General features: G+C 52.0%; 16 protein-coding genes. 2 read left to right on the forward strand and 14 right to left on the reverse strand.

Features of this window, described 5'->3' with window-relative positions; all coding sequences use genetic code 11:
* Window positions 1–77: 77 nt before the first annotated feature.
* The 3 genes from ffh to G445_RS0101115 form a co-directional block, all read right to left on the reverse strand.
* Window positions 78–1,718, reverse strand: coding sequence for a signal recognition particle protein (gene ffh, locus G445_RS0101105; RefSeq protein WP_022865737.1), 1,641 nt, complete (start codon window positions 1,716–1,718; stop codon window positions 78–80).
* 307 nt (window positions 1,719–2,025) lie between these two features.
* Window positions 2,026–3,192: a signal recognition particle-docking protein FtsY gene (ftsY, locus tag G445_RS0101110; protein WP_022865738.1), complete on the reverse strand. Its 1,167-nt coding sequence runs from the start codon at window positions 3,190–3,192 to the stop codon at window positions 2,026–2,028.
* 116 nt (window positions 3,193–3,308) lie between these two features.
* A complete protein-coding gene (locus G445_RS0101115) occupies window positions 3,309–3,995 on the reverse strand; it encodes a hypothetical protein (protein WP_022865739.1) in 687 nt (228 codons plus the stop codon).
* A 190-nt stretch (window positions 3,996–4,185) separates the two neighbouring features.
* On the opposite strand from G445_RS0101115, the gene G445_RS0101120 reads away from it, so the two are divergent.
* Window positions 4,186–4,932, forward strand: coding sequence for an SDR family NAD(P)-dependent oxidoreductase (locus G445_RS0101120; RefSeq protein ID WP_022865740.1), 747 nt, complete (start codon window positions 4,186–4,188; stop codon window positions 4,930–4,932).
* A 159-nt stretch (window positions 4,933–5,091) separates the two neighbouring features.
* Here the strand turns inward: G445_RS0101120 and G445_RS0101125 are convergent, their stop codons facing one another.
* The 11 genes from G445_RS0101125 to G445_RS0101175 form a co-directional block, all read right to left on the reverse strand.
* Window positions 5,092–5,844, reverse strand: a complete 753-nt coding sequence (locus tag G445_RS0101125) for an amino acid ABC transporter ATP-binding protein (RefSeq protein WP_026420836.1) — start codon at window positions 5,842–5,844, stop codon at window positions 5,092–5,094.
* Window positions 5,845–5,875: 31 nt separating this feature from the next.
* Window positions 5,876–6,727 (reverse strand): amino acid ABC transporter permease, encoded by an 852-nt coding sequence (locus G445_RS0101130; RefSeq protein ID WP_022865742.1) that lies wholly within the window; start codon window positions 6,725–6,727, stop codon window positions 5,876–5,878.
* Entirely contained in the window at window positions 6,708–7,367 is a 660-nt protein-coding gene (locus tag G445_RS0101135; RefSeq protein WP_022865743.1) for an amino acid ABC transporter permease, read from the reverse strand. The genes G445_RS0101130 and G445_RS0101135 overlap by 20 nt, the downstream gene beginning before the upstream one ends.
* A 217-nt stretch (window positions 7,368–7,584) precedes the next feature.
* Entirely contained in the window at window positions 7,585–8,472 is an 888-nt protein-coding gene (locus tag G445_RS0101140) for a transporter substrate-binding domain-containing protein (RefSeq protein ID WP_022865744.1), read from the reverse strand.
* A gap of 742 nt (window positions 8,473–9,214) precedes the next feature.
* Entirely contained in the window at window positions 9,215–12,796 is a 3,582-nt protein-coding gene (gene smc / locus G445_RS0101145; RefSeq protein WP_022865745.1) for a chromosome segregation protein SMC, read from the reverse strand.
* Window positions 12,797–13,029: 233 nt separating this feature from the next.
* A complete protein-coding gene (locus tag G445_RS09020) occupies window positions 13,030–14,466 on the reverse strand; it encodes a bifunctional folylpolyglutamate synthase/dihydrofolate synthase (RefSeq protein WP_022865746.1) in 1,437 nt (478 codons plus the stop codon).
* Entirely contained in the window at window positions 14,467–17,685 is a 3,219-nt protein-coding gene (gene ileS, locus G445_RS0101155; RefSeq protein WP_022865747.1) for an isoleucine--tRNA ligase, read from the reverse strand. It abuts the gene before it with no gap.
* 375 nt (window positions 17,686–18,060) lie between these two features.
* Entirely contained in the window at window positions 18,061–18,759 is a 699-nt protein-coding gene (locus G445_RS09025; protein WP_169511046.1) for an AAA family ATPase, read from the reverse strand.
* 50 nt (window positions 18,760–18,809) lie between these two features.
* Window positions 18,810–20,558, reverse strand: a complete 1,749-nt coding sequence (locus tag G445_RS0101165) for an alpha/beta hydrolase (RefSeq protein WP_169511047.1) — start codon at window positions 20,556–20,558, stop codon at window positions 18,810–18,812.
* 55 nt (window positions 20,559–20,613) lie between these two features.
* The gene (locus G445_RS11350; protein WP_022865750.1) at window positions 20,614–20,949 is read right to left on the reverse strand and encodes a hypothetical protein; all 336 of its coding nucleotides are present in this window, start codon (window positions 20,947–20,949) and stop codon (window positions 20,614–20,616) included.
* A gap of 275 nt (window positions 20,950–21,224) precedes the next feature.
* Window positions 21,225–21,998 (reverse strand): SDR family oxidoreductase, encoded by a 774-nt coding sequence (locus G445_RS0101175; RefSeq protein WP_026420839.1) that lies wholly within the window; start codon window positions 21,996–21,998, stop codon window positions 21,225–21,227.
* Window positions 21,999–22,240: 242 nt separating this feature from the next.
* Here G445_RS0101175 and proC point away from each other — a divergent pair, with 242 nt between their 5' ends.
* Window positions 22,241–23,083, forward strand: a complete 843-nt coding sequence (proC, locus tag G445_RS0101180) for a pyrroline-5-carboxylate reductase (protein ID WP_022865752.1) — start codon at window positions 22,241–22,243, stop codon at window positions 23,081–23,083.
* Window positions 23,084–23,121: the final 38 nt, after the last annotated feature.

The following is a 23,121-nucleotide window of genomic DNA, read 5'->3' on the forward strand; positions in this document are numbered from 1 at the left end:
AACTTCATGTTTTCATGCAAAATAATCGCTTTCTAGCACAGGAAGTGCTTCAGGCTTTCATGCAAAATGCTCACACTTTAGCGCAGGAAACGCTTCAGGCTTTCCATATCTACGCCGTCTAAATCAGGGGTTTGAGCAACGCCACCCGGATAACCGGCGTTGCCCGTAGCTCCTGGAAGGCTCGCTCCCCCGCCGAATGCGCCGGCGCCTTGCCCGGAAGGCGCACCGAAAGCACTACCTTTCGTGGCTTTCTCAGCCTGCTGTGCACGTGCCGCTGCTTCAGCTTCCTGGCGTGCACGTTTCGCGGGATTGCCACTCCGTCCTTTTTTACCACCGGATTTGCGTTTATTCTGGGCGCGCTTTTGCCTGCGTCCACCGCCACCCATGCCTGGCATACCGGGCATTCCCGGCATTCCACCACCGCGACTCATCTGTTGCATCATCTTTGCAGCCTGCTCAAAACGCTGAATCAACTGGTTGATTTCCTGAACGGTTGTTCCCGAACCGTTCGCAATACGGGTACGTCGGCTTCCGTTAAGAATCTTGGGATCCCTGCGTTCTGCGGGGGTCATGGATTGAATAATTGCTTCAATCCGGCTCATGGAGCTTTCATCCCAATCATCCAAAGCCTGGCGATATTGAGCCATACCGGGAAGCATTTTCATGAGCTTCTTCAGCGAACCCATCTTTCGAATTTGGTTAATCTGCTGAAGGAAATCGTTGAGGTCGAATTTCCCGGCTTCCATTTTGTCCGCAAGCTCTGCTTGCTGTTCGGCCGTCCATGTTGCCTCGGCACGCTCAATAAGGGACAAAATATCGCCCATATCGAGGATTCGCGAGGCCATACGGTCCGCATGGAAGCGTTCAAAATCTTCATATTTTTCGCCGGTTGACGCGAAAAGAATCGGCTTACCCGTCACGCCACGCACGGAAAGAGCCGCACCACCACGTGTGTCGCCGTCGAGCTTTGTTACCACAACGCCGGTGAAATCAACGCCGTCCTGGAATGCCTTCGCGGTTGCCACCGCATCCTGGCCAATCATGGCGTCAATAACGAAAAGTACTTCGTCGGGCTGTACAGCGTTGCGAATATCGGCGGCTTGCCGCATAAGGACTTCGTCAATACCGAGACGACCAGCCGTATCGACAACAACCGCTCCGTAACCGTTTTCTTCAGCGTAACGAACACCTGTTGCGGAAACCTGGATGGGATCGCCCACGCCGTTTCCGGGTTCAGGCGCCCACACGTCAACACCCGCGCGCTCACCAACAACCTGGAGCTGCTGAACAGCATTGGGGCGCTGCAAATCGGCGGCAACGAGAAGCGTTTTGCGCCCACCTTTTGCGAGCCAGCGCCCGAGCTTACCCGCCAACGTGGTTTTACCTGCACCCTGCAAGCCCGCCAACATAATGACGGTTGGCCTGCCTTGAGCAAAGTTAATCTCGCGCGTCTTGCCACCGAGAATACCAACGAGTTCTTCGTTAACGATTTTAACGATCTGCTGGGTCGGGTTGAGTGCCTGGGATCGGATCGCACCCGTCGCCTTTTCGCGTACGTTCGCGGTAAATTCGCGAACAACAGGGAGCGCAACGTCCGCATCAAGGAGTGCGCGACGAATATCGGAAATGGTTGATTCAACATCGGTATCGGTAAGAATCCCGCGTGAACGCAGGTTCTTAAACGCACCGGTTATACGATCAGAGAGATTGTTAAACACGTGTCATGAGCCTTCTGTTTGTACAAACTTTCACTATTGTAAGCCACCTATCGCTTCATTGCGATATTTTTCCTCATATCGTTAGGAATTCCACGTAAAAACAGGCTAGCCTGGTAAAACTTTCCGTTGCGGGTTTCACCAGGCTAGCGCTTGTATAGGTTATTAATATTTTTCGGTTGCGCATCAAAGCTAAGCATTATTTTTGTACGACGAATACTTCCCGTCCAGCTCACAGCTTTCTACACTCTTAGAGCCAATAAGCCCACCTAGCAGAACGCCATTAAAGAGCCAAAAGGCTCACCGAACACTACGCCACCAACGAGCCAACAAAGTTCTCGGGGTCGAAGGGTGCCAAATCGTCGGCGCCCTCACCCAAACCAATAAGTTTGACCGGAACACCGAGTTCACGCTGTACGGAAATAACGATGCCGCCCTTAGCGGTTCCGTCCATTTTTGTTAAGACAATACCCGTCAGCCCCGTTACTTCCGCGAAAACTCGCGCCTGCTGCATACCGTTTTGCCCGGTTGTTGCATCCAAAACAAGGAGAACTTCGTTCACGGGCGAGGTGCGTTCCATAACGCGCTTGATCTTCCCAAGTTCGTCCATTAACCCGGCTTTGTTTTGCAAACGTCCGGCGGTATCAACAATCACCGCGTCAACCTTTTGTTCGCTCGCTTTCGCAACCGCATCGAATGCCACGGATGCCGGATCGGCTCCTTCTTTATCGCTACGTACAACGTCCACGCCCACGCGTTCACCCCATGTTGAGAGTTGATCTGCGGCCGCGGCTCGGAAGGTATCGGCTGCGCCCAACAACACGGTTTTCCCATCGGCACGCAACAGACGCGCAAGTTTACCAACCGTCGTTGTTTTACCTGTACCATTCACGCCGACCATGAGAATGGATGCCGGGTGAATGGTTCCGTCTGCATCTTCCTTCGGTGTGAGGTTGACGCTTCGGTCCATCTCCGTACCGACCTGCTTCAACAGTTCCTCGCGCAGCAACTCCCGGATACGTTCAGGATTGTTTGTGCCTTCAACCTTCACGGTTGTGCGCAGATTTTCCATGATTTCGGTGGTGGCGTCCAGCCCGACGTCAGCCATGAGCAGGGTTTCTTCGAATTCTTCCCAGTCGCTGGCGCTGAGGTTCCCGCGCGAAAGAATGGAGAGGAGCGTCTGCCCAAAACCGCCGGATTTCGCAAGGCGCGCACGCAGGCGTTGCATACGGGAGGGAACGGATTCCGGTTGTTCGATCGCCGGAACCTTGATTTCCTCGGCTTGGGCGGCCTCGTCAAGAGCCTCACCCTCCTCACCGGCTACACCTTTTGTGTCCGCTCCTTCGAGAACGGGTGGCGTGAGCGCGACTTCCAGTTCTTCCCTGCGCTTGAATTTGCGCGATAGGGAAATAAATAAAGGTATAAGTATAAGAGCCGCTATAACGGCAACAATTATTCCAACAGTTTGTTTATCCACTATTTCAGTGTGTCAGATGTACTTAGCCTTATGCCACTCTATTTCTGTACGCGAAACATCCGGGAGTGCCATTCGGGTTGCATCGGCCACTTCACCCCTTAAGGATTATGTGAAGTTTATGCAGTTTTGCGGTCGGGGAATTGGATGGGAGTCGAAAATGGTGAGGATTGTTCAGCGCCCTCTTCATCCGAAAGCGTATCGGTTTCGTTAACCTTTTCGGAGGATGTTGTTTCTGTTTTTTCGACGACGGAGCCCGAAGCTACAGTTTTCTTGGCTTTTGATAACTTCTTGCTTTTCTTGCGCTTCTTGGAACGAGACTTCGTGGAGGATTCTTTATTATCAGCCGGGGTATCTGCCGAAGCGTTAACCGGAGCATCTGCCGGAGTATCTGCCGAAGTATCGGCGGATGCATCAACCGGAGTATCCGTTGCTGTATCTTCGGGTTCGCCGGCGCTGTTCTTCTTTGCCGGCACAATACGCGCACGGATTTTATCCGTAGATTTCTTCACCTGAGCGGTGATTTCACGTTCACTTTCGCGCACAAGCCCGAAGCGTTCTTCCACATCTTCCGGGCTAACATATGCTTCGCTCACGCTCGGGAATGCGTCGAAAACATCTCGCAATGGCGTATCGTGGACGACTACATCGTACCCATCAACATCGAGGCCATCTTCTTTCCACTGGATGTAGGATTCAGAAACCCATTCTTTTGCATCTTTGCCATTTCGGCGCACAAAAATCAATCCGTAGACCCCGATAACGGAGCCCAGGATTGCCAATGATGCAATGATAATAAGAAGCACCTAACTATTATCTCCATTTTCCTTAAAAAATTCCACGCAAACACACACTGCAATCAAAGTGTTACCTACAGCAACTTCTGCGCCACTTGTGGAGACCTTAGCTATACGCGCCATACGTCTAAAATCCCCTCACATCGACACTCCGAGTAGACTAAAGGTGACCTTTCCCAACACAATCAAAGGAGAATGTATGTTGCTCGAAAATAAGGTTGCTCTCATCACCGGCGCCGGCTCAGGATTCGGCAAAGCCACCTCACTTCTTTTTGCGTCGGAAGGCGCGCGTGTTGCCGTCGTCGATATTGATAAAAATGCTGCCGAGGCCGTTGTAAAAGAAATTACGGATAAGGGTGGCGCGGCTATCGCCATTGCTGCGAATGTATCGAAGGACGACGATGTTCGGGTTGCCGTTGAAGCGACCGTTGCTGAATTTGGTCAACTCGACATCCTTTTCAATAATGCGGGCATTTACCGTTATGGTAACGCCGAGCAGACGAGCATACAGGACTGGCACGCCTCGGTTGAGGTCAATCTTTCCGGTGTTTTCTATGGGATTAAGCACGCGATTGAGCACCTAAAGAAAACTCACGGGAACATTATTTCTACCGCGTCGGCTGGCGGGATTATTGGTTTCCCCTCAGCTGTTTCTTACGCCGCAACAAAGGGTGGGGTGATTTCCTTAACGCGCGCCGTGGCTGTTGACTACGCGGCGGACGGGGTGCGCTGTAATGCCATCGCTCCCGGAACCGGGGTAACCGGCATGACGGAAGGACTTCTCCAGGACAAGGCTGTTCTCGACGCTTTCCTCGCGCCCATTCCTATGAAGCGACTCGGCCAGCCGGACGATGTTGCTAGGGCTGCGCTCTTCCTCGCATCCGACCAGGCAAGCTATCTCACCGGCGTTGTTCTTCCCGTTGACGGCGGCTGGACGATGTCCTAACCGCACGCAGTGAAACATTATTTTTGTGGGGCGCTACTGATTAACGTAACGCCCCACAAAAGTTATTGTTGAAAAACGAGTGATTTACGAGATTTAATCAACGGGGATGATTTTGATGGGGTCTATCGATGAAACAATGCAACCAGGACAACACGCCCTCTAAAATACAAACGTGTTGAGGAATTCGCGAGCGCGCGTGCTACTCGGGTTCTCGAAAAACTCTTCGGGCGTGGCAGTTTCCACGATACGCCCACCGTCCATAAAAATAACTCGATCAGCAATCGCCCGAGCGAACGCCATTTCATGCGTCACCAACACCATTGTGAGCCCTTGTGCTGCAAGCTCTAACACCACATCCAAGACTTCACGCACCATTTCCGGGTCCAGCGACGCCGTGATTTCGTCAAGAAGTAGCACCTCAGGTTGCATCATTAACGCCCGAATAATAGCTATACGCTGTTTTTGCCCGCCACTCAGCTCGCGAGGCAAAGCCTTTTCCTTCTCGGCAAGCCCCACGCGTTCCAACAATGCCCGCGCACGAACCAGCGCCTCCTCTTTATCTGCATGAGCCACAACCTTCGGCCCCAACAGCAAATTATCTATCACCTTCAAATGCGGGAACAGCTCATAGGACTGGAATACCATCCCGATTTTTTGGCGCACATCTTCCCATGTTGTGCCCGGATCGGTAATAGTAGTTCCGTTAAATTCAATCGTTCCGCCCTGAATGCTTTCCAAGCCGTTAATTGTGCGAAGCAACGTCGATTTTCCGCAACCGGAAGGCCCAATCACGGCAATCACTTCACCTTTATTCACCTCAAAGCTCACGCCATCAAGCGCATTCGACACGCCATCATAGCTTTTCACAATATTATTGAGCTGTAGTACGGGTTTCACTGTTAACTCCTGTATTGTTGCGGTTTCCTTTTTGTCAATTCTTTTTTCACAAAGCCCACCTTTTCTCCAACCGACGCGAAGCATAAGAAATCGGGAAACAGACAATGAAATACAGGAAGAAAATCGCCCCGTAAATCCAGAGCCCCGCATCCGGGTGCGTAAAACGATTCGCGTCAATAATTTGTTGCCCCACCTTCAACACTTCCACAACACCTATAAGGACGACGAGGGACGTCGTCTTAATCATACGTGTCACAAGATTCACGGTTTGCGGAAGTAGCTGGCGCACCGCCTGTGGCAAAATAACGTACCGCAGTTCTTGGCGTCGATTCATGCCAAGCGCCCGTGCGGACTGGAACTGATGCGCCGGTATGGACGTTAAAGCACCACGCACCAAATCCGACATTTCCGCACTCCCCCACAGGGTAAACACAATAACCGCGGCCACCTGCCCATCAAGATTAATTCCAGCGGTTCGGGTCAAATCGAAATAGACAAGGAAAAGAAGCACAAGGGGTGGCATAATCCGAATAAATTCAAGATACACTCGCCCAATAATATTGCTGATTTTCCCTCCATTAACGCGCCACGTACCCAACAGCAACCCGAAAATAATGGACAACACCATAGAAATCAGCGCGATCTCCACCGAAACCCATAAACCTTCAAGGAGTCGCAGTATCGTATTCTGGTCAAGAAGAAGCTCCCATCCGGGACTTTGCTTGGAGCGCATCGGGTTATCCCCATCTGTGACGAAACGGATAACCTCATTGCTACTCGCGTTCGATAGCGTGCCAGCAGGCCCATGAACACCAATATTCCACAACACCGACTTCACGGACTCAGCAATATTCTCCGGAAAAACCGTCGCCACACTATTAAACACCAAGGCTTGCATAACGTGCCCTCCTTTCCAATCTGCCCGCAGCCAAAGAAATCGGTAGCAAAATCAGCAGGTAGTAAAAGACGAGGAGGAACAGAGCCTCTTGCGTATTGTAGGTGTTTCCGATTTGTTCTTTCGCCACATACACGAGATCAGGGAGAGCAATAATTGAGAACACCGACGTTTCCTTAATCAAGAAAATAACGTTGGCGCTCAACGCCGGAAGAGCGGTAGCAAAAGCCTGGGGTAACACAATGTAACGGAGCGTCTGGGTTGAGGTAAAGCCGAGAGCCAGCGCGTTTTCCTTTTGCGATACGGGAACGGCGTCCAGGCCCGAGCGCAGAGCCTCAGCCATATAGGCGCCTCCCAGGAACGTCAGTCCAATAATGGCGCAGGTCGTCGAACTCCATGTGATACCTATTTTGGGAAGTCCAAAATACAGGAAGAAAAGTTGCACAAGAAGGGGCGTATTGCGTGACAATTCCACATAAAGCGCGACGCATTGGCGGGCTATCTGCACACGATAGTGTTGCACCGCCGCGCAAACAATCCCCACAATCATAGATAAGACGATTCCAATCACCCCGATAGTGAGCGTGAGCAACGCGGCCCAGCCATATAAAGGCAAGGAATCTCGAACAATATCCCAGTTCACCAATCCTCCTCATTTTTCCGGCGCACCCCGGGGCCGGGTTTCCCCACACATCTATTACACACATTTTTTTTCGACGCGCCCCGGGGCCGATTACCCACAAACATTTTCCGGCGAGCGCCGCTCCGGCCACCCTGCCCCACAGCAAGTGTTACCGAATACATGCGAAACGCACTGTTGCTGAGAGGCCGGCCACCCAGCCCCACAGCAACAATTACTCCTATTTCGTGACGACCCCGCCCTCAACAACGAGTTCGTCGGGATTAACGGCCGTGCCGTACACCGGCTTAAGCGTCTTTTCGTAGTTTTTATGGAAGAAGTTTTCCTTACCCAAGGTGACAAGGTGATTGTTAATCCAGTCCTTGAGGTTGGTATTTCCCTTCGCAACAGCGGCCGCAATGGTGTCCGGGGTGCCGAAGCTCGGAATGGATGTAGTGAACCCGGGGTTATTTCCCGCCCACGCAAGAGCTTCCGTATTATCCGTTACCCACGCATCGCCTCGCTTATCGCTCAACGCGGAGGTCACTTCCGTATACTGTTCAAACTTTTGAGCCTTCACCTCGGGAAGATTCTTGGAAAGATAGGTGTCTGCCGTCGTACCTTTAACAATAATAACCTTGCGGTCCTTCAAATCTTTCGGATCTTTCACCTGGTTATCGGTCGGAGAAACAACGCCTAAGGAAACCTTCATGTAGGGGTTCGCAAAATCAACTTTTTCCGCACGTTCCGGGGTGACGGTGAAGTTGGCGAGAATAATATCGACCTTATTCGTTTCCAAGAATTCCACGCGGGAGGCCGCCTCAACGGGAACATATTCGACCTTCACGCCCAAATCTTTGGCAATCCTGTTGCCGTATTCAATATCGTAACCTGCGTAATTTCCTTTATTGTCGACGTACCCGAAGGGAGCTTTATCGGAAAACACACCGATTTTAATGGTTCCCGCTTTTTTAATTTCTTCGACGGTGCGCGTTTTTCCAAGGGAGGCCGTCCCCGCTTTACCGTCACCCGCGCCCGACGCGTTCCCGGCTTTTGAGCAACCAACAAGAACCAAGGCTAGGGCGAGAACGATGCCGATAATAACCGAATATGCACGTTTGGAGAACATATTTTTCCTTTTCTTTATGTGGGTGTGAACCCGTGGTGATGTGAATGAATCTTGTGTGGTGGGCGTCCCTTGTGGGATGTCCTCCATATGGGTGATTTCGCAAAAACCGTTTCCTGTGGCGTAACCTGACACGCCCTAAAAAAGTTGTGGTTTGCTGAAAAATGAGAGGCAGATTTAGAAACGATGCTCGCTATTAGCCTCATGTGGGGAAAACGACGTATGTTTTGCGTCTACTTGTGCGATAAACTTCGCTACACGATATGAAAGGGAGGCTATTTTAATGGTGCCTCATGGAAATCCGTATTATGCCAAAACGAGGTTGTGGCTATATTTTTAGCGACAACAGACGGAACAACACATACAGCTCATGACCATCGCAGTAAGAGCACATGCGAAGCAATACTGTGTGTTTTTCTTTTCCATGCCTTAAACTGTAACCTAAATTCTCACCACATGGATTTTTTTGTCCGCTTTGTGAACACAGCGTCAGATATATTATTTTCGACGACGGTATGCGCTTCGTCGAAAAAAGATTCGGGCCTGGTGATATAGGCCCGCGCAGCCACAAACATTACATAAGACCACAAATTCTTGAGCGCTAACCCGTCAACTGCTCAGCAATAACCCACGAACTTCTGGGCAAATACACGCTTCTAGACAAGTGCATGACCACATTTCCACTCTAATAGCACACCCCGCCACAAAAATGCGCAAAATGTGCAAACAGCACGAAAATACACAACTAGGCTAAATCCGACATTTTTTGGGAAATCACCGATGTTACGCCCTTTTCACGCATAGACACCCCATAGAGAACATCCGCAATTTCCATGGTTCGCTGCTGGTGAGTAATCACCAAAAGCTGCGCGCTTTGTTGCAGATCCTTGAAAATATCCAGCAAACGTGAAAGATTCACGTCGTCCAAGGCCGCTTCAACCTCATCCAAAACGTAGAACGGTGAAGGACGCGCCATAAAAATCGACACGAGGAAAGCAATAGCCGTCAACGAGCGTTCCCCGCCCGACAGCAAAGATAACCGCTTCACTTTCTTTCCCGGCGGGCGCGCCTCAATTTCGATACCCGTCGTCAATACGGAATCGGGTTCCGTCATTACAAGTTTTCCGTGCCCTCCCGGGAAAAGGCGTTCAAAAACCTTACCGAACTGCTGGGAGACGTCCCGGATAGCTGATTCCATCACCTGCGTTACTTTTGCATCCAACTCACGCACAATTTCCAGCAGATCCCTGCGCGATTTCTTCATATCCTCAAGCTGCCCGGAAACATAGTTGTGGCGTTCTTCCAAAGCTGCGTGCTCTTCGAGCGCGAGAGGATTAATTTTCCCGAGCCTGGCAAGCTGGCGTTGCGCTTTAGCCAGGCGCTCTTCCTGCTCCTTACGAACATACGGAACAGTTTCGCCTTCGGTGTCTGTTGGTACGGGAACCAGTGGCCCATATTCTTCGACGATGGTGCGGGCGTTCATGCCTAGCTCGGCTTTCGCCGTCGTCTCCAACTGTTCGAGACGAACTTTAAGTTCTGCCAACATCAGTTCACGACGGTGTGTGGAATCTGCGAGCTCGCGTTCTTCCTTCGTCAACTCCGCTATTCTTACCTGGATGGTGTTCTGCTGAGCCTTAAGAATCCCCATCTCCGTTTCGGCATCTGTTCGTTCCTGGGTAAGGGCTTCACGCAGACGATGGGCAAGATTCAAGGCCTGGCGTGCTCGTTCCTCAACTTTAAGCGCTTCTTCTCTAGCTTTACTTGCACGCTTGGCACTGCGCACTTCACGCTCTAAACGTTCTTCTTCCGAACGCGCTCGCCGATCCAAAGAATCCGCTTTACCCACGACGCTACGCAGGCGTTCTTCTGCTGTTCGGACAGCAAGACGCGCCTGAGTTTCCGCCTCGCGTGCCTGGCGTGCAGCGGTTCGAGCAGGTTCACGACGCGATTCAAGTTTCGTCAAATCCGCTTCCCACAGCGCGGGTTGGGCCGCGAGTTCTTCATGCTGTTGGCGAAGAGTCTCAAGCTCTTCAGAATGTGAAATTAGCTGTCCTTCAACATGCTGAGATCTTTGAGCAATACGATCCATATCTGCCTGTGCAGATCGCACGCTATCCCTGGCAGCACCCAACTGGGCTGTTATTGCGGCAAGTGCAGAATCGCGTTCCTTGAGCTTTGCACCCGTTACATCCTCACGGCTACGTGCATCCTGGAGGGCTTCCTCAGCCTGGCGTAAGGATTCTTCACATTCTTCCACCTCGGTTTGTGCATGGCGCTGGTTCTCTAAAGCATCCGTGTAGGCGCGCTGTGTAGCCAACACTGATTGGGCGGTAGCCTGCCCTCCGCTCACATCGTGTTGGGTAAGAACATCACCGTGTGATGTAACGACGCGAAGAGCGCCACATTCAACAAGCTCCCGAGCCACCTCTAGGCTGTGGCAGAGCACCGTCCCGGCAAGTTTCCCCGTAAAATCTGCACCATTTTTCCCGGAAATAACATCCGTTGCGCACACCGCCACATTATTCTCATTCTGTGAAAAACGGCTCAGCGCTCGTCGAGCGACACTATCAAGAAAAGCACTGTGATCTTGCGAAGAATCTTTTGTGGATTCGCGGGCAACACCATTGAGAACCCACGCAGCCAACCGCCCGGTTTTCTGGCTGGCAGCCTGACGCAACATCTCAATACCATCATCAATATTTTCGACGACAACACCGCCAGCCAAACCAGCTAAAGCATTTTCCGCAGCCGCTTCCCAACCACGTTCGACATCAATAAAGTCTTTCACTGAACCTGTAGCCCGCTTGCGTGCCCAAGCATTAGCATCATTCGGTTCAATACTTTTTTCTAAGGTTCGCGCAACAGCCGTCAAACTCGCCACATTCTCTCGCGCCTGGCTGAGTTTCTTGCGGGCCTGGTGAACAACGTGATTCGCATGGATACGTTCCTGCGTGTTCTTCGCATGTTCGGTAGCCAACACGTCCTCACCAGTTTCTCCCCCGCCGTGCCTCGCCACCTCCTCTTCGAGCTTCGCAACATTGTGTGATGCGTCCTCATGACGCTTCGACGCAACTTTTTCGTCGTCCCCTAACCGTGTTTTTTCTTCACGCAAAGCCTCCACACGGGACGTCGCAGCAGCAATTTTCCCCGCAACCCGTGCGGTACGTTCACGATGTTCAGACTGTTGGCGAACCAGGCGCCCGTAAGCAACCGTAATATCACGTTCATTTTCCTCCGCAACACGCCGTGCTTGCGTTGCCTGCGTCAAAGCGTCCTGCGCCTCGGTTGCTCGCGCCTTTAAGCTTTCCTCTTCTTTGCGGGCGCGCTGGGCTCGTCGTCGATATTCCTCGGGAAGATCCGTCCCGGTTGGCTCCCCCACACGCGCAAGGCTCCGCGCACGTTCCGCCGCGAGCTGTTGCAAAGATCGGAAACGCTCCTCCAAACTTGCAATACGTTCCAAGGACTGCCTCGAACGGGCAAGGAGAGGCTCCAAATCCGCCTGCCCCGCCAGCAGGGCATCCATCTCCTCCTGGGTTTCGCGCAAACCGCGCGCATTGCGTTCCTGAAGCTCCTTCAAACGCGCTTCATCATGCGAATCTGTTTCGAGGCGAGCGAACTGGCGGGCAATATCGTCGGCGAGGAGCCGCGCGCGGGCATCACGCTCCACAGCCTGAATCACCTGCGCTTTTCGGGCATTATCGGCCTGCCGTGCGAGGGGGCCTAGCTGGCGGCGAAGTTCAGTTGCGAGATCCTCAATACGTTGCAGCGTCCCCTTCATGTTCTCCAGCTTGCGCAACGCTTTTTCTTTACGACGACGGTGTTTGAGCACACCGGCAGCTTCCTCAATAATTCCGCGCCTGCCTTCCGGGGAAGAAGTGAGGACCTCGTCAAGGCGCCCCTGGCCGATAATGACATGCATTTCTTTGCCCATACCGGTGTCGCTCAGGAGTTCTTGGACGTCTAAAAGGCGCGCCTGATTGCCATTAATGGCGTATTCGCTACCCCCGTTGCGGAACAGGGTGCGTGTAATGGTGACTTCCGTGTAGTCGATGGGGAGGGTGGCGTCGCTATTGTCGATGGTGAGGGAAACTTCGGCGCGTCCAAGCGGGGAACGTGTGGCGGTTCCGGCGAAAATAACGTCGCTCATTTGGCCACCACGCAGGGTTTTTGCTCCCTGTTCTCCCATCACCCAGGCCAGGGCATCCACGACATTGGATTTTCCTGAGCCATTGGGGCCAACGATGGCGTTAATGCCCGGCTCGAATTTCATCGTCGTCGAAGAGGCGAAAGATTTAAATCCACGCAAATTTAGCGATGTTAAATACATTCGGGATATCCTTCCGACAATGTTCGGCTCATTCCCGGCGGTCTTTTAGCGAAGGTGAAACGAGAGCTACGCGCGCATGTCACGAACATAGCTCGCTCACGGCGCATGTCCGATAATGGTTCGCCTATCCGAGACGAATTCTTACACACCGTAACACACCCTTAGTAGCCTTGCGGTAACGCGACACACAATCGGAACCTGCCATCACACAACATAACGCACATATAGGCATCCTATTCGGCTCCGTCCGGCGCCTTTTTCCCCATGAGGGCACGCGTCGCGCCAATGAGCTGAATGGATCCAATAACCACCACGACTGGCGCAACTAAGGCTTCCGTGTTCTCGCTTTCCGCAATGCTTGCTGCCGTGTCGATTGCCGTAAGCAGTTGACGTTCTACCTTAACGCGATCTTCACCGAAAACATCTCGCGCAATTTCAGCGAGATCTTCGGCATCCATGGCACGATCAGTGTCCATATCGGTGATGACAACATGGTCAAGAACTGGTTCAAGCTGCCCGAGGGTTCCTTCCACGTCCTTATCCGCCATCATAGCAATCACGCCAACACGGTTGCCCGGATAGTATTCTTCCAAAGCCTGCGCCGTGGAGGCAGCAGCGTGAGGATTATGGGCGGCATCAATAATAACCGTGGGAGAAGAACGGACAACTTCGAGCCTTCCCGGTGATGAAACAGCCATTAACGCATGTTCCACTACACTTCCGTCAAGCGCACCTCCGCCGAAGAATGCTTCCACAGCTGCCAGGGCAAGTGCAGCGTTTTCTGCCTGGTATTCTCCTCGCAAGGAAAGCGGAATATCTTCGTATCGCGCTGCCGGGGTGTTGATGCTCAACATTTGCCCACCCACCGCGGTTTCGCGATGTAAAACACGCAGTTCATCACCGTATGTGATGAGGTGGGCGTGATTCTCCCGGGCAGAATCGGCAATAATGTGGGCAACAGAATCGTGCTGGGTGGCGCTCACAACCGTACAGTTCGGTTTAATAATGCCCACTTTTTCGCCGGCAATGGATTCCAAGGAGGAACCCAACCAGCGCTCATGGTCCATGGCGATCGGGGTCAGGATAGCAACATCAGCGTCAATAACGTTCGTTGCATCCCAGCGTCCGCCCATACCGACTTCCATCACAGCCACATCGACGGGAGCCTGGGCGAAAGCCTGATATGCCATCACCACAAAAACTTCAAAGAAGCTCATACGTGGCCCGTCGTTTCGTGCCGATTCACGATCAACAAGTTCGACGAAAGGCTCCACATCGTGCCAGGCTTGAATGAAATCTTCACGCGAAATTGCTTGGCCGTTAATGCTCATGCGTTCACGGACAGATTCAAGGTGCGGGGATGTGAAACGTCCCGTTTTCAAACCTTTTTCACGCAGGAGAGATTCGACCATGCGCGCGGTTGAAGTTTTACCGTTGGTCCCTGTGATATGAACCGTGCGGTAGGCGCGTTGAGGATTACCCATGTAATCCAGGCAATCCTCAACGCGCTGAAGAGAAGGCTGAACCTTGTGCTCGGGGGCACGGGTGAGGATCTGGCGGTAAATGCCCTCTACTTCAAAATCAAGGGCAATATTTTCCGCTAACTCCTGGGTTGCGTCGCCACTTTTCTGTGGAGAAGCATCACGCCCCCCAGCATTGTTGTGATTCATTTATTCCGTTTCTACTTTCTTGACGTTCACGGCGAGTTCAGCTCCGGCTTGGACTGTGGCTTCAACCGCAAGTGTTTCACCCTTAATGAGATCCAAGAATTTCTCGGTTGCCTCCACGCGCTCACTAGGAACCGTTAGGGCAAGAACGATGCGATCTGCCACGTGAAGATCCTCTTGCTTACGCGTATCTTGAACGGCACGCACAATATCACGGGCATAACCTTCGGCAATTAAGTCCTCGTCGAGTTCCGTATCGAGAGCCACAAAAGCACCAGAGTTCAATACGGTTGCGACGGTTCCTTCTTCAGCCTGCACACTCACAGACTTCGTGAACTGACCGGGGGAAAGCACAACGTCCGGGTCGGCGTGAAGAACGATTGCGCCGTTCTCGCCATCCTCCCATGCTCCGCTCTTAGCTGCCTTAAACAGTTTCGAGGTGAGTTTGCGCATTTCCTTGTCAAGTTCGCGTGGTTGGACTCCAACCTCAAATACTGCTTTCATGCCGGATTCTTCAGGTGCAACAACATGGACATCTTTCACATTCACTTCTGAAGCAATCAGCTCGGCGAATGGTGTCAAGTCCATCGTCGTGACGATAGAGAGGGAACGCAAAGGCTGGCGTACACGCAACTTGTGTGTTTTACGCAGGCTGTGCGCTGCGGACACAACGTCACGCACCTCATTCATGGCGTTGCGCAACGGTTCGTTTGCCCATTCTTCGGGCAATACCGGCCAGTCCTCCAGGTGTACGGAGCGTCCACCCGTCAATCCCTTCCAAATTTCTTCCGTGGCAAGTGGAGCCAAAGGCGCCATCACGCGCATCAGCGTTTCGAGTGCCGTATAGAAGGTATCGAAGGAGTTTTCGTCCTCATTCCAGAAACGATCCCTCGATGTGCGGATATACCAGTTGGTGAGTAGGTCGAGGAAGCCACGAACCTCTTCACATGCGGCGGGAATATCGTAGGCATCGAGCTGGGTTCTCACCGTATCGGCAAGGTTTTTGACGCTCGCCAAGAGGTAGCGGTCCATGACGTCGAGCCCTTCAACGCGCTCCACACGCTTGGCAAGGTAGCCCTCTCCTCCCGCGCAGGTGCTGGCATAAAGCGCAAAGAAATACCAGGAGTTCCACAGCGGAAGCAAAACGTGGCGAACCGTGTCGCGTAAACCTTTTTCTGTAACAATAAGGTTTCCGCCTCGCACAATGGGGCTACTCATGAGGAAGAACCTCATGGCATCGGCGCCAACCTCGTCGAACATTTCATACACATCGGGGTAATTGCGTAGGGACTTGGACATTTTCTGCCCATCGTCACCCAGCACAATTCCGTGAGAAATACAGGTGTGGAATGCGGGACGGTCGAAGAGTGCCGTCGCCAAAATGTGGAGGGTGTAGAACCATCCGCGTGTTTGCCCAATATATTCGACGATGAAATCGCCCGGGTAGTGATCCTCGAACCATTCCTTGTTTTCGAAGGGGTAATGAACCTGCGCGTAGGGCATGGATCCGGATTCGAACCAGCAGTCCAACACGTCGGCAATGCGGCGCATTGTTGATTTTCCGGTCGGATCGTCCGGATTTGGGCGCGTCAATTCGTCAATGTAGGGGCGGTGGAGGTCCACTTCGCCCTGTTCGTTGCGTGGTAGGCGCCCGAAATCGCGTTCGATTTCCTCAAGGCTGCCGTACACGTCCTCGCGCGGATAGTTCGGATCGTCGGAGCGCCACACCGGGATGGGGCTTCCCCAGAAACGGTTACGGGAAATGGACCAGTCGCGAGCGCCAGCAAGCCATTTGCCGAACTGTCCGTGTTTAATATGGTCGGGTGTCCATTCGATCTCCTCGTTCAATTCGACCATGCGATCACGAATCGCGGTGACTTTCACGAACCAGGAGGACACTGCTTTATAGATGAGTGGTTTGCGGCAACGCCAGCAGTGCGGGTAGGAGTGGACGTAGCTTTTTTCTTGGACGAGGACGGCGCGTTCTGCTTTGGGGCGACGCGCCAGTGGCCCAGATCCGTCGCGCAGGTCGCGAATTACGAGTTTGTTGGCGTCGAATACCTGGGTTCCTTCGTAATCATAAACTTCTTTGGTGAAGCGTCCGCCTTCGTCGACGGGTACAACCGCGCGAATTCCAGCGTCCATACAGATAAACATATCGTCTTCACCGAAGGCGGGAGCGATATGAACAAGCCCGGTTCCGTCTTCTGTGGTAACGAAGTCGCCGGAAATAATGTGGTAGGCGTGCGGGCCTAGTGCCTCATTATCCGGGCGGTTCATGAAGTAGTCGAATATCGGTGCGTATGCTCGCCCAACGAGGTCGCTACCTTTGAGCTGCTGAACTGTTTGAGCATCTTCCCCCAGTTCTTTTTCGTAGGAGGAGACGAGCGCTTCGGCAATAATAACGCGTTCTCCGGCGAGTTTTCCTTCTTGTGGTACGACGACGGAGTACGTGATATCCGGCCCGACTGCAATAGCTAAATTGGAGGGCAAGGTCCACGGGGTTGTTGTCCAGATGAGGGCAAGCTCGCCAGTTTCTAGGCGCAAACCGACGGTTACTGTTTGGTCTTGACGATCCTGGTAGATATCGTCGTCCATTTTGAGTTCGTGGTTGGACAGCGGCGTTTCGTCGTTCCAACAGTATGGGAGAACGCGGTATCCGTCGTAGGCAAGCCCTTTATTGTAGAGGGTTTTGAATGCCCACAGCACTGATTCCATGTAGGTGGTATCGAGAGTTTTGTAGTCGTTGTTGAAATCGACCCAGCGTGCCTGTCGGGTAACGTAATCTTCCCATTCTTTGGTGTAGCGAAGAACTGAGGAGCGACATTCCCTGTTGAATTTTTCAATGCCCATCTCTTCGATTTCTTCCGTGGAATCGATTCCGAGGAGGCGTTGCGCTTCAAGTTCTGCGGGTAGTCCGTGGGTATCCCAGCCGAATCGGCGTTCGACGCGGCGCCCCAGCATGGTTTGGTAGCGTCCAACAAGGTCCTTCACGTAACCAGTGAGAAGGTGGCCGTAATGTGGCAGGCCGTTGGCGAAAGGCGGGCCATCATAGAAAACGAATTCGTTGGAGCCGTGTGGGCCTGATTCACGGCTATCAATGGACGCTTGGAAAGTGTTGTCTTTTTTCCAGAACGCGAGTGTTTCTTCTTCAAGTTTGGGGAAATTGGGTGAGGCGACGATATTGCCTTCACGGTGAAGCGGATATGTTTTCTTATCCACGCGGTTTCTCCTCTTGTATTCCACTGTATTGAAGAGGACGACGCCGAATAACCGGAACCGCGGTACCACCTCGTTTGCTCCACACGGGTTGATGTGTAGCCACTCATTGGGGACGTAACGTGTCCAGACGTTCGGTTCTACTGGGGTTTCGTTATTGTTGCTGAAGATTCACACGCCACTAGGGCACGTGCGAAAACTCGCAAAACACGACACGCATAGATACCATGCGCGAATAACGCTGACCTGTTCTTCCGAAAGCTCCCCGGTGATACCCCGGTTAATGTAAGGTGTTTCCGCACAATGCCACGGTTGAATAACCGCGAGGTTGCGTGGAACCTTTCGCATTAACGCAGGCCGGTTCATAGCCAATCATCGCTAATGATAATGCCCTGACTGTGATAAATCCAGTTTTGCGGGTGTGAAACACCAGTCAGCCCTGTCACGTGAGGTGGCGATACGTTGTGCATTTGGCATATCAACTGTGGCACACCAGTCACGCGCCTGCGCGGAATCCATGTTTTCGTGGGCATGGCGGGCAACAAGGCGTTCTTCAAGAATTTGTGGATCTGCGTCAAGGAACCAAATTTCTTCGAACACATTAACCAGATGGCACCACGGTTCGGAGGCATCGAGTAAATAGTTGCCTTCGCTCACAATCAGGCGGGTATTCCGGTTAATGCACAGCCCGGCAGCAATGGGTTCATGAACAATGCGCGAATATATGGGAATGAAAACATCTTCTTGCTGGTAGGCGTTAGCAATTCTGCGCCCACAGGCAAGATAACCGTATGCGTCGAAGGTATCGATTCTACCTTTATGTTGGCGTTTACCAATGCGTTCTAGCTCTGCATTGGATAGGTGGAAACCATCCATAGGGAAAAGTTGAGCGCTTGCCTCTTCTTCCTCGTTGAGAAGATTGACGACGGCGTTAGCAAATGTTGATTTTCCTGCCCCTGGTGCCCCCACTAGGGCGATAATAACGCGAGAATTTTTCCGTCGTTCAGCGAGTTCTTTAATGCGTTGCATAGCCTCAGCTGGAGTAACTGCGCGCTGTTCTTCCTTGCCTGTAGCCATACAGATAATTATAGAAATCTCGCACCGCATTGTATATAAGGGTTAGAATTCTACTTCCTCCTCCAGTGGCGAGGCGGCGCGTCGCGCGTCATAATATCCACGAAATCATTGGTTGCGACGGTGTGATGCGGTTGAACATAGGCTGAATGGTTTTTTACGGGCGTACCCAGACTTACTCCTCCTTGGGAAGGGTAAGTATGGTGATCAAAATGGGGATCGACACGCGGGTTATATCCTAAAATATTGTATTCTTCCCCAAGATTTCCCCCGTTGACCGCATTAGGAATGTCAATAATATCCCCGCGAATAGAAAGCACATGGTTACTTTGTGACGTTCCGGTTGCTTCCATTCCCGTATTGAGATCCCAACCGGCACCCCTCATTCCGGGGGTTCCATACGCGATATAGTGACGCACAATTCCTGGTTTTACGTCCATCATTGCTTGGGAGGAAACCGTACTGCCTTGCGAATGCCCCGCAACAATAAGGTTCGTGATGGGAGCGCCCGTGGACATTTTTCTTTGCGCATCGAGTCCTTCCAGAAACGACGCCAAATCCCGCCCTCCCTCACGTATTCTTGAATCTCCGAATCCCGTAAGATCCGTGACATTCGATGCGGGGTCGTAACCCAACCAGGCTACCATCGCCACCTCGTCTCTTTTGCCAGTACGGATGAGTTCCTTTTCCACCCGTGAATGCATGTATGCCGCATTCGAGGTATGCGAAACAAGTTCTCCGGATACCGTCGTACCCATTCCTGGAACAAAAACCCCAACCGTCTGCGCGGTATCGAGGTTCCCCACGCTTACAACCGCCTGTGGGCGACGAGCACCTGCTTGCCCGACATCTTTAAAACTCACCAGTTGGCGTTCAGGGCCTCCCTTTGTTACGTCTTTCCAATTTTTGTCAAGCCCGATGCTGTCGCGTATGGCAAGGTATGCATCGCGGCGTTGTTGCAAGGACGTGTACAGAGCACTCGCCTTTCCCCACTTCCCAGCTATGTCGGCGTAATCCCTGCTTGTTTCGGGCGTCTCTGATAATTTCTTGTTTAATTCTTGATATTGTTTGCGCGCCTTGGGGAGTTCCCGTTCTACCTCATCTATTTTTTTCTTTAATACACGACGATTCGCGCTATCTCGAATATTTGCGGGTATTCCTCCTAACAAACCGAGGAATTCCGGATACGAATGAAGCAGTTTTTCCTGTTCTTCCGAGGTTTTACTCGCCCACCAAAATGCCGCTTTTTCCGGGCTCATAGATACGACGCCAAACATCCGTTCGTGTTCTGGTAGCGATGTAGGCGTGGCAGATAAACCGAAGATGGAAAGAATCGACGGGTACTGTGCGCCGACTTCGCAAATCGCATCATAATTTCCGCGAATCAACGCCTTAGATTCATCAATCGCACACTGTTGGGCTTGCCCTGCTTGACGAAGGGCTGTGTCGACGAGAACCTGGGTTTCTTTGAGCATTTGTTTTCGATCAATACCGACAACTGCCTGCACCTGCGGTGCTTGTCCCTGATCAAACATGTCCCGGACTCGCCCCGGGTGATCAACGGTAAAACCGTTAAGAGCGATACGTGTTAAAGCCTCATCACGAACCGCGCAGACCTTGGATAAACGGTAGTGGAGGTTCGTTAAAATCTTGCCGAAAAACTCCCACGCTTCATTCACATAAGAAAGGCTCTGCTCCACCTTTTTCATACGTCCACTACATGCGATGCCACCTAGCCCCGTCCACAGTGGTTTGCGCATATCGTGTATTTCTTTGCGTAGTTCGTGGCTTTTTCGAATCATGGTGGCACACTGTGACAGGGATGAAGCCAAGAATGCAGGTTGAATTGTCCTTATATCATCCCAGGAGAGCATACGCCACCCCCTCAATAAGTAGCTGTAGACGATGGAAACTTTCGTGACTACGCATATCTGCATCCTCATACAGTTTGAGAGCTTCGCTCATATTCTCGGATGTTTGGTGAAGAAAACGGGCACATTCGACGGATTTTTGAGAAAGGTATCCGCATGCCTCATTGAGGGCCGCACCCACACTTGGGGAAAAATTCAGACCACTTGAACCTATAGGTAGCACACTCGGATCCAGGGCTTTCACCTGGTGTGCCACTGCTTCGAGCGCATTTTCCACTCTGGCAACATCGGCGGGTTCAATATCTATACTGCCGGCACTCATGATTCCTCCTTCGCACACAATGACATGTGGGAGGGACAACTTTCCACTCAAGGCATAGCCTTTCGCATGTTTTCTGCCCGGCTGTTCGTATGGATTGCTCCTCCTTCGTCGTGAAATCAAGAATAACGGTGCAAAAAATGACCCCGTGGACGTATCCACAAGGTCATTGTGTTTCTAAATTTTTCCACAGGATGTGCATACGATACTATCCACAAACTGTGCATAACTAAGGTTCCTACCTCGCCGGCAAGGCTCCTACATCGTCGTTAAAGTTCCTACCTCGCCGGCAATTCTTTATCCTTGTGTCCTTCACGCGCAACCGTCCACGAATTTGCCTGCATCACCGGACGAACAACCACACTGTCCACATTCACGTGCTTCGGTGCGCCCACAACCCAGCCGACAATATCCGCAATATCCTCAGCCAGAAGTGGCTCATCCACGCCCGCATACACGGCTTTCGCGGCCTTCCTATCCCCTAAACGGTTCAAGGAAAACTCTTCCGTCATCACCATTCCGGGACGAATCTCCATAAGACGCACAGGCTCACCCAACAACTCCAAACGCAAGGTGTCCTTAATCATGCGTTCAGCATGCTTGGCGGCAGTATATCCTGCCCCACCCTTATAGGCTTCCTGAGCTGCCGTCGACGTAATAAACACAATATCTCCGGCACGTTCACGCAACTGTGGCAAAAATGCCTGCGTCATCCGCAAGGTTCCCACAACATTCAACTCATACATAGCGCGCCAATCGTCGATTTTTCCCTCGGCAACGCTATCAACTCCGCGAGCGCCACCCGCGTTATTCACTAAAACGTCAAGCCCGCCCAGGGAGTTCACCCTACGCACACATTCCGCCACAGATTTTTCATCCGTAATATCGACGACGACATATTCGCACCCGGTTTCTTCCGCAAGCCGTGCAAGACGTTCTTTGCGACGTGCCGCCGCCACAACTTTCAAACCGTCCTTACATAGACGACGAACCGTTGCCGCACCAATCCCTGTTGATGCTCCTGTCACGAGCGCAATCCTTTGCTGTGCCATCATACCCCTTTCGTTATACGTGAAGGTATTGTCCATAGACCCTATAGATTAACCATATTGCGCGACGAACCATCAGGGCAATGACGGAACAGCCTTTCACACCAGGAAATAGTATAGAAGTGATGAAATATTAATTATTTTTTCCTTAGATGGCATTATTTGGCAACCGGATACTTTTGAGTTCACTTTGGCGCGGTAGAATATTCACCGAATATTGAGGGACACGTGGAGGGAGACAAGCCATGACAACAGTAGCAACACCCTTAACTACGCCAACGGCGCCAACAATCGGTTTCATTGGAATTGGGCATATGTGTAGCTCTATTGTTGAAGGCCTCATTGCTTCGGGAACAGATCCTCGCACCATTATTATTTCCAATCGAACCCTGGCGAAAGCTGAAGATTTCGCCACCCGCACGGGAGTTCAAGTAGCGGAAAACAACACGGATCTTATACATGCTGTTGGTTCAGGAATTGTGATTCTTGGGGTAAAACCTCAACAAATGGAAGCCCTCATGGAAGAAATACGCGAAAGTGCAACCCAAGCCTCCTCCATCATCGTTTCCATCGCCGCAGGAATTAGCCTTATAACACTCGCTCAGTGGGCACACTCCTCACAGCCAATCGCCAGGGCACTTCCCAATGTTGCAGCATCTGTCCGCCAATCCATGACGGGCCTGGCTTACAACAGCAACGTCACCGAACAAGCCCGCAACCATATTTCACAGTTGTTCACAGCTATTGGACGCACACAAGATATAGAGGATTCCCAATTTTCTACATTTAGCGCCATTGCCGGATGTTCGCCGGCCTTCACCTTTGAATTTATTGACAGCCTCAGCCGGGCCGCGGTAAAGAATGGCCTGGCCAAAAAAGACGCCAATTTTATTGCCACCCAAGCGGTGTTCGGTAGCGCCCTTCTTGCCCTGAATTCCGAATTATCCGTCGCCGATTTATCTAATACTGTGCAGTCACCTGGTGGAACAACGGTTGCCGGCGTGGTGGAAATGGAAGAATCCGGATTCCGCGCCGCCGTGTTACGTGGCGTTCAAGCAAGTATTAATCGCGATAAGGAACTTGGATAGATACAAAATAGCCTTTCAGTCTCACCATGTGCACTATT

Source organism: Actinotignum urinale DSM 15805 (genome assembly GCF_000420445.1).
GTDB lineage: Bacteria > Actinomycetota > Actinomycetes > Actinomycetales > Actinomycetaceae > Actinotignum > Actinotignum urinale.

What these genes read in the sequence shown, in the direction of transcription:
- G445_RS0101120 (WP_022865740.1), top strand. Translation starts at nt 4,186, where the DNA reads ATGTTGCTCGAAAATAAGGTTGCTCTCATCACCGGCGCCGGCTCAGGA.
- G445_RS0101130 (WP_022865742.1), bottom strand. Translation starts at nt 6,727, where the DNA reads ATGCAAGCCTTGGTGTTTAATAGTGTGGCGACGGTTTTTCCGGAGAAT.
- G445_RS0101140 (WP_022865744.1), bottom strand. Translation starts at nt 8,472, where the DNA reads ATGTTCTCCAAACGTGCATATTCGGTTATTATCGGCATCGTTCTCGCC.
- smc (WP_022865745.1), bottom strand. Translation starts at nt 12,796, where the DNA reads ATGTATTTAACATCGCTAAATTTGCGTGGATTTAAATCTTTCGCCTCT.
- G445_RS09020 (WP_022865746.1), bottom strand. Translation starts at nt 14,466, where the DNA reads ATGAATCACAACAATGCTGGGGGGCGTGATGCTTCTCCACAGAAAAGT.
- G445_RS09025 (WP_169511046.1), bottom strand. Translation starts at nt 18,759, where the DNA reads ATGGCTACAGGCAAGGAAGAACAGCGCGCAGTTACTCCAGCTGAGGCT.
- G445_RS0101165 (WP_169511047.1), bottom strand. Translation starts at nt 20,558, where the DNA reads ATGATTCGAAAAAGCCACGAACTACGCAAAGAAATACACGATATGCGC.
- G445_RS11350 (WP_022865750.1), bottom strand. Translation starts at nt 20,949, where the DNA reads ATGAGTGCCGGCAGTATAGATATTGAACCCGCCGATGTTGCCAGAGTG.
- G445_RS0101175 (WP_026420839.1), bottom strand. Translation starts at nt 21,998, where the DNA reads ATGGCACAGCAAAGGATTGCGCTCGTGACAGGAGCATCAACAGGGATT.
- proC (WP_022865752.1), top strand. Translation starts at nt 22,241, where the DNA reads ATGACAACAGTAGCAACACCCTTAACTACGCCAACGGCGCCAACAATC.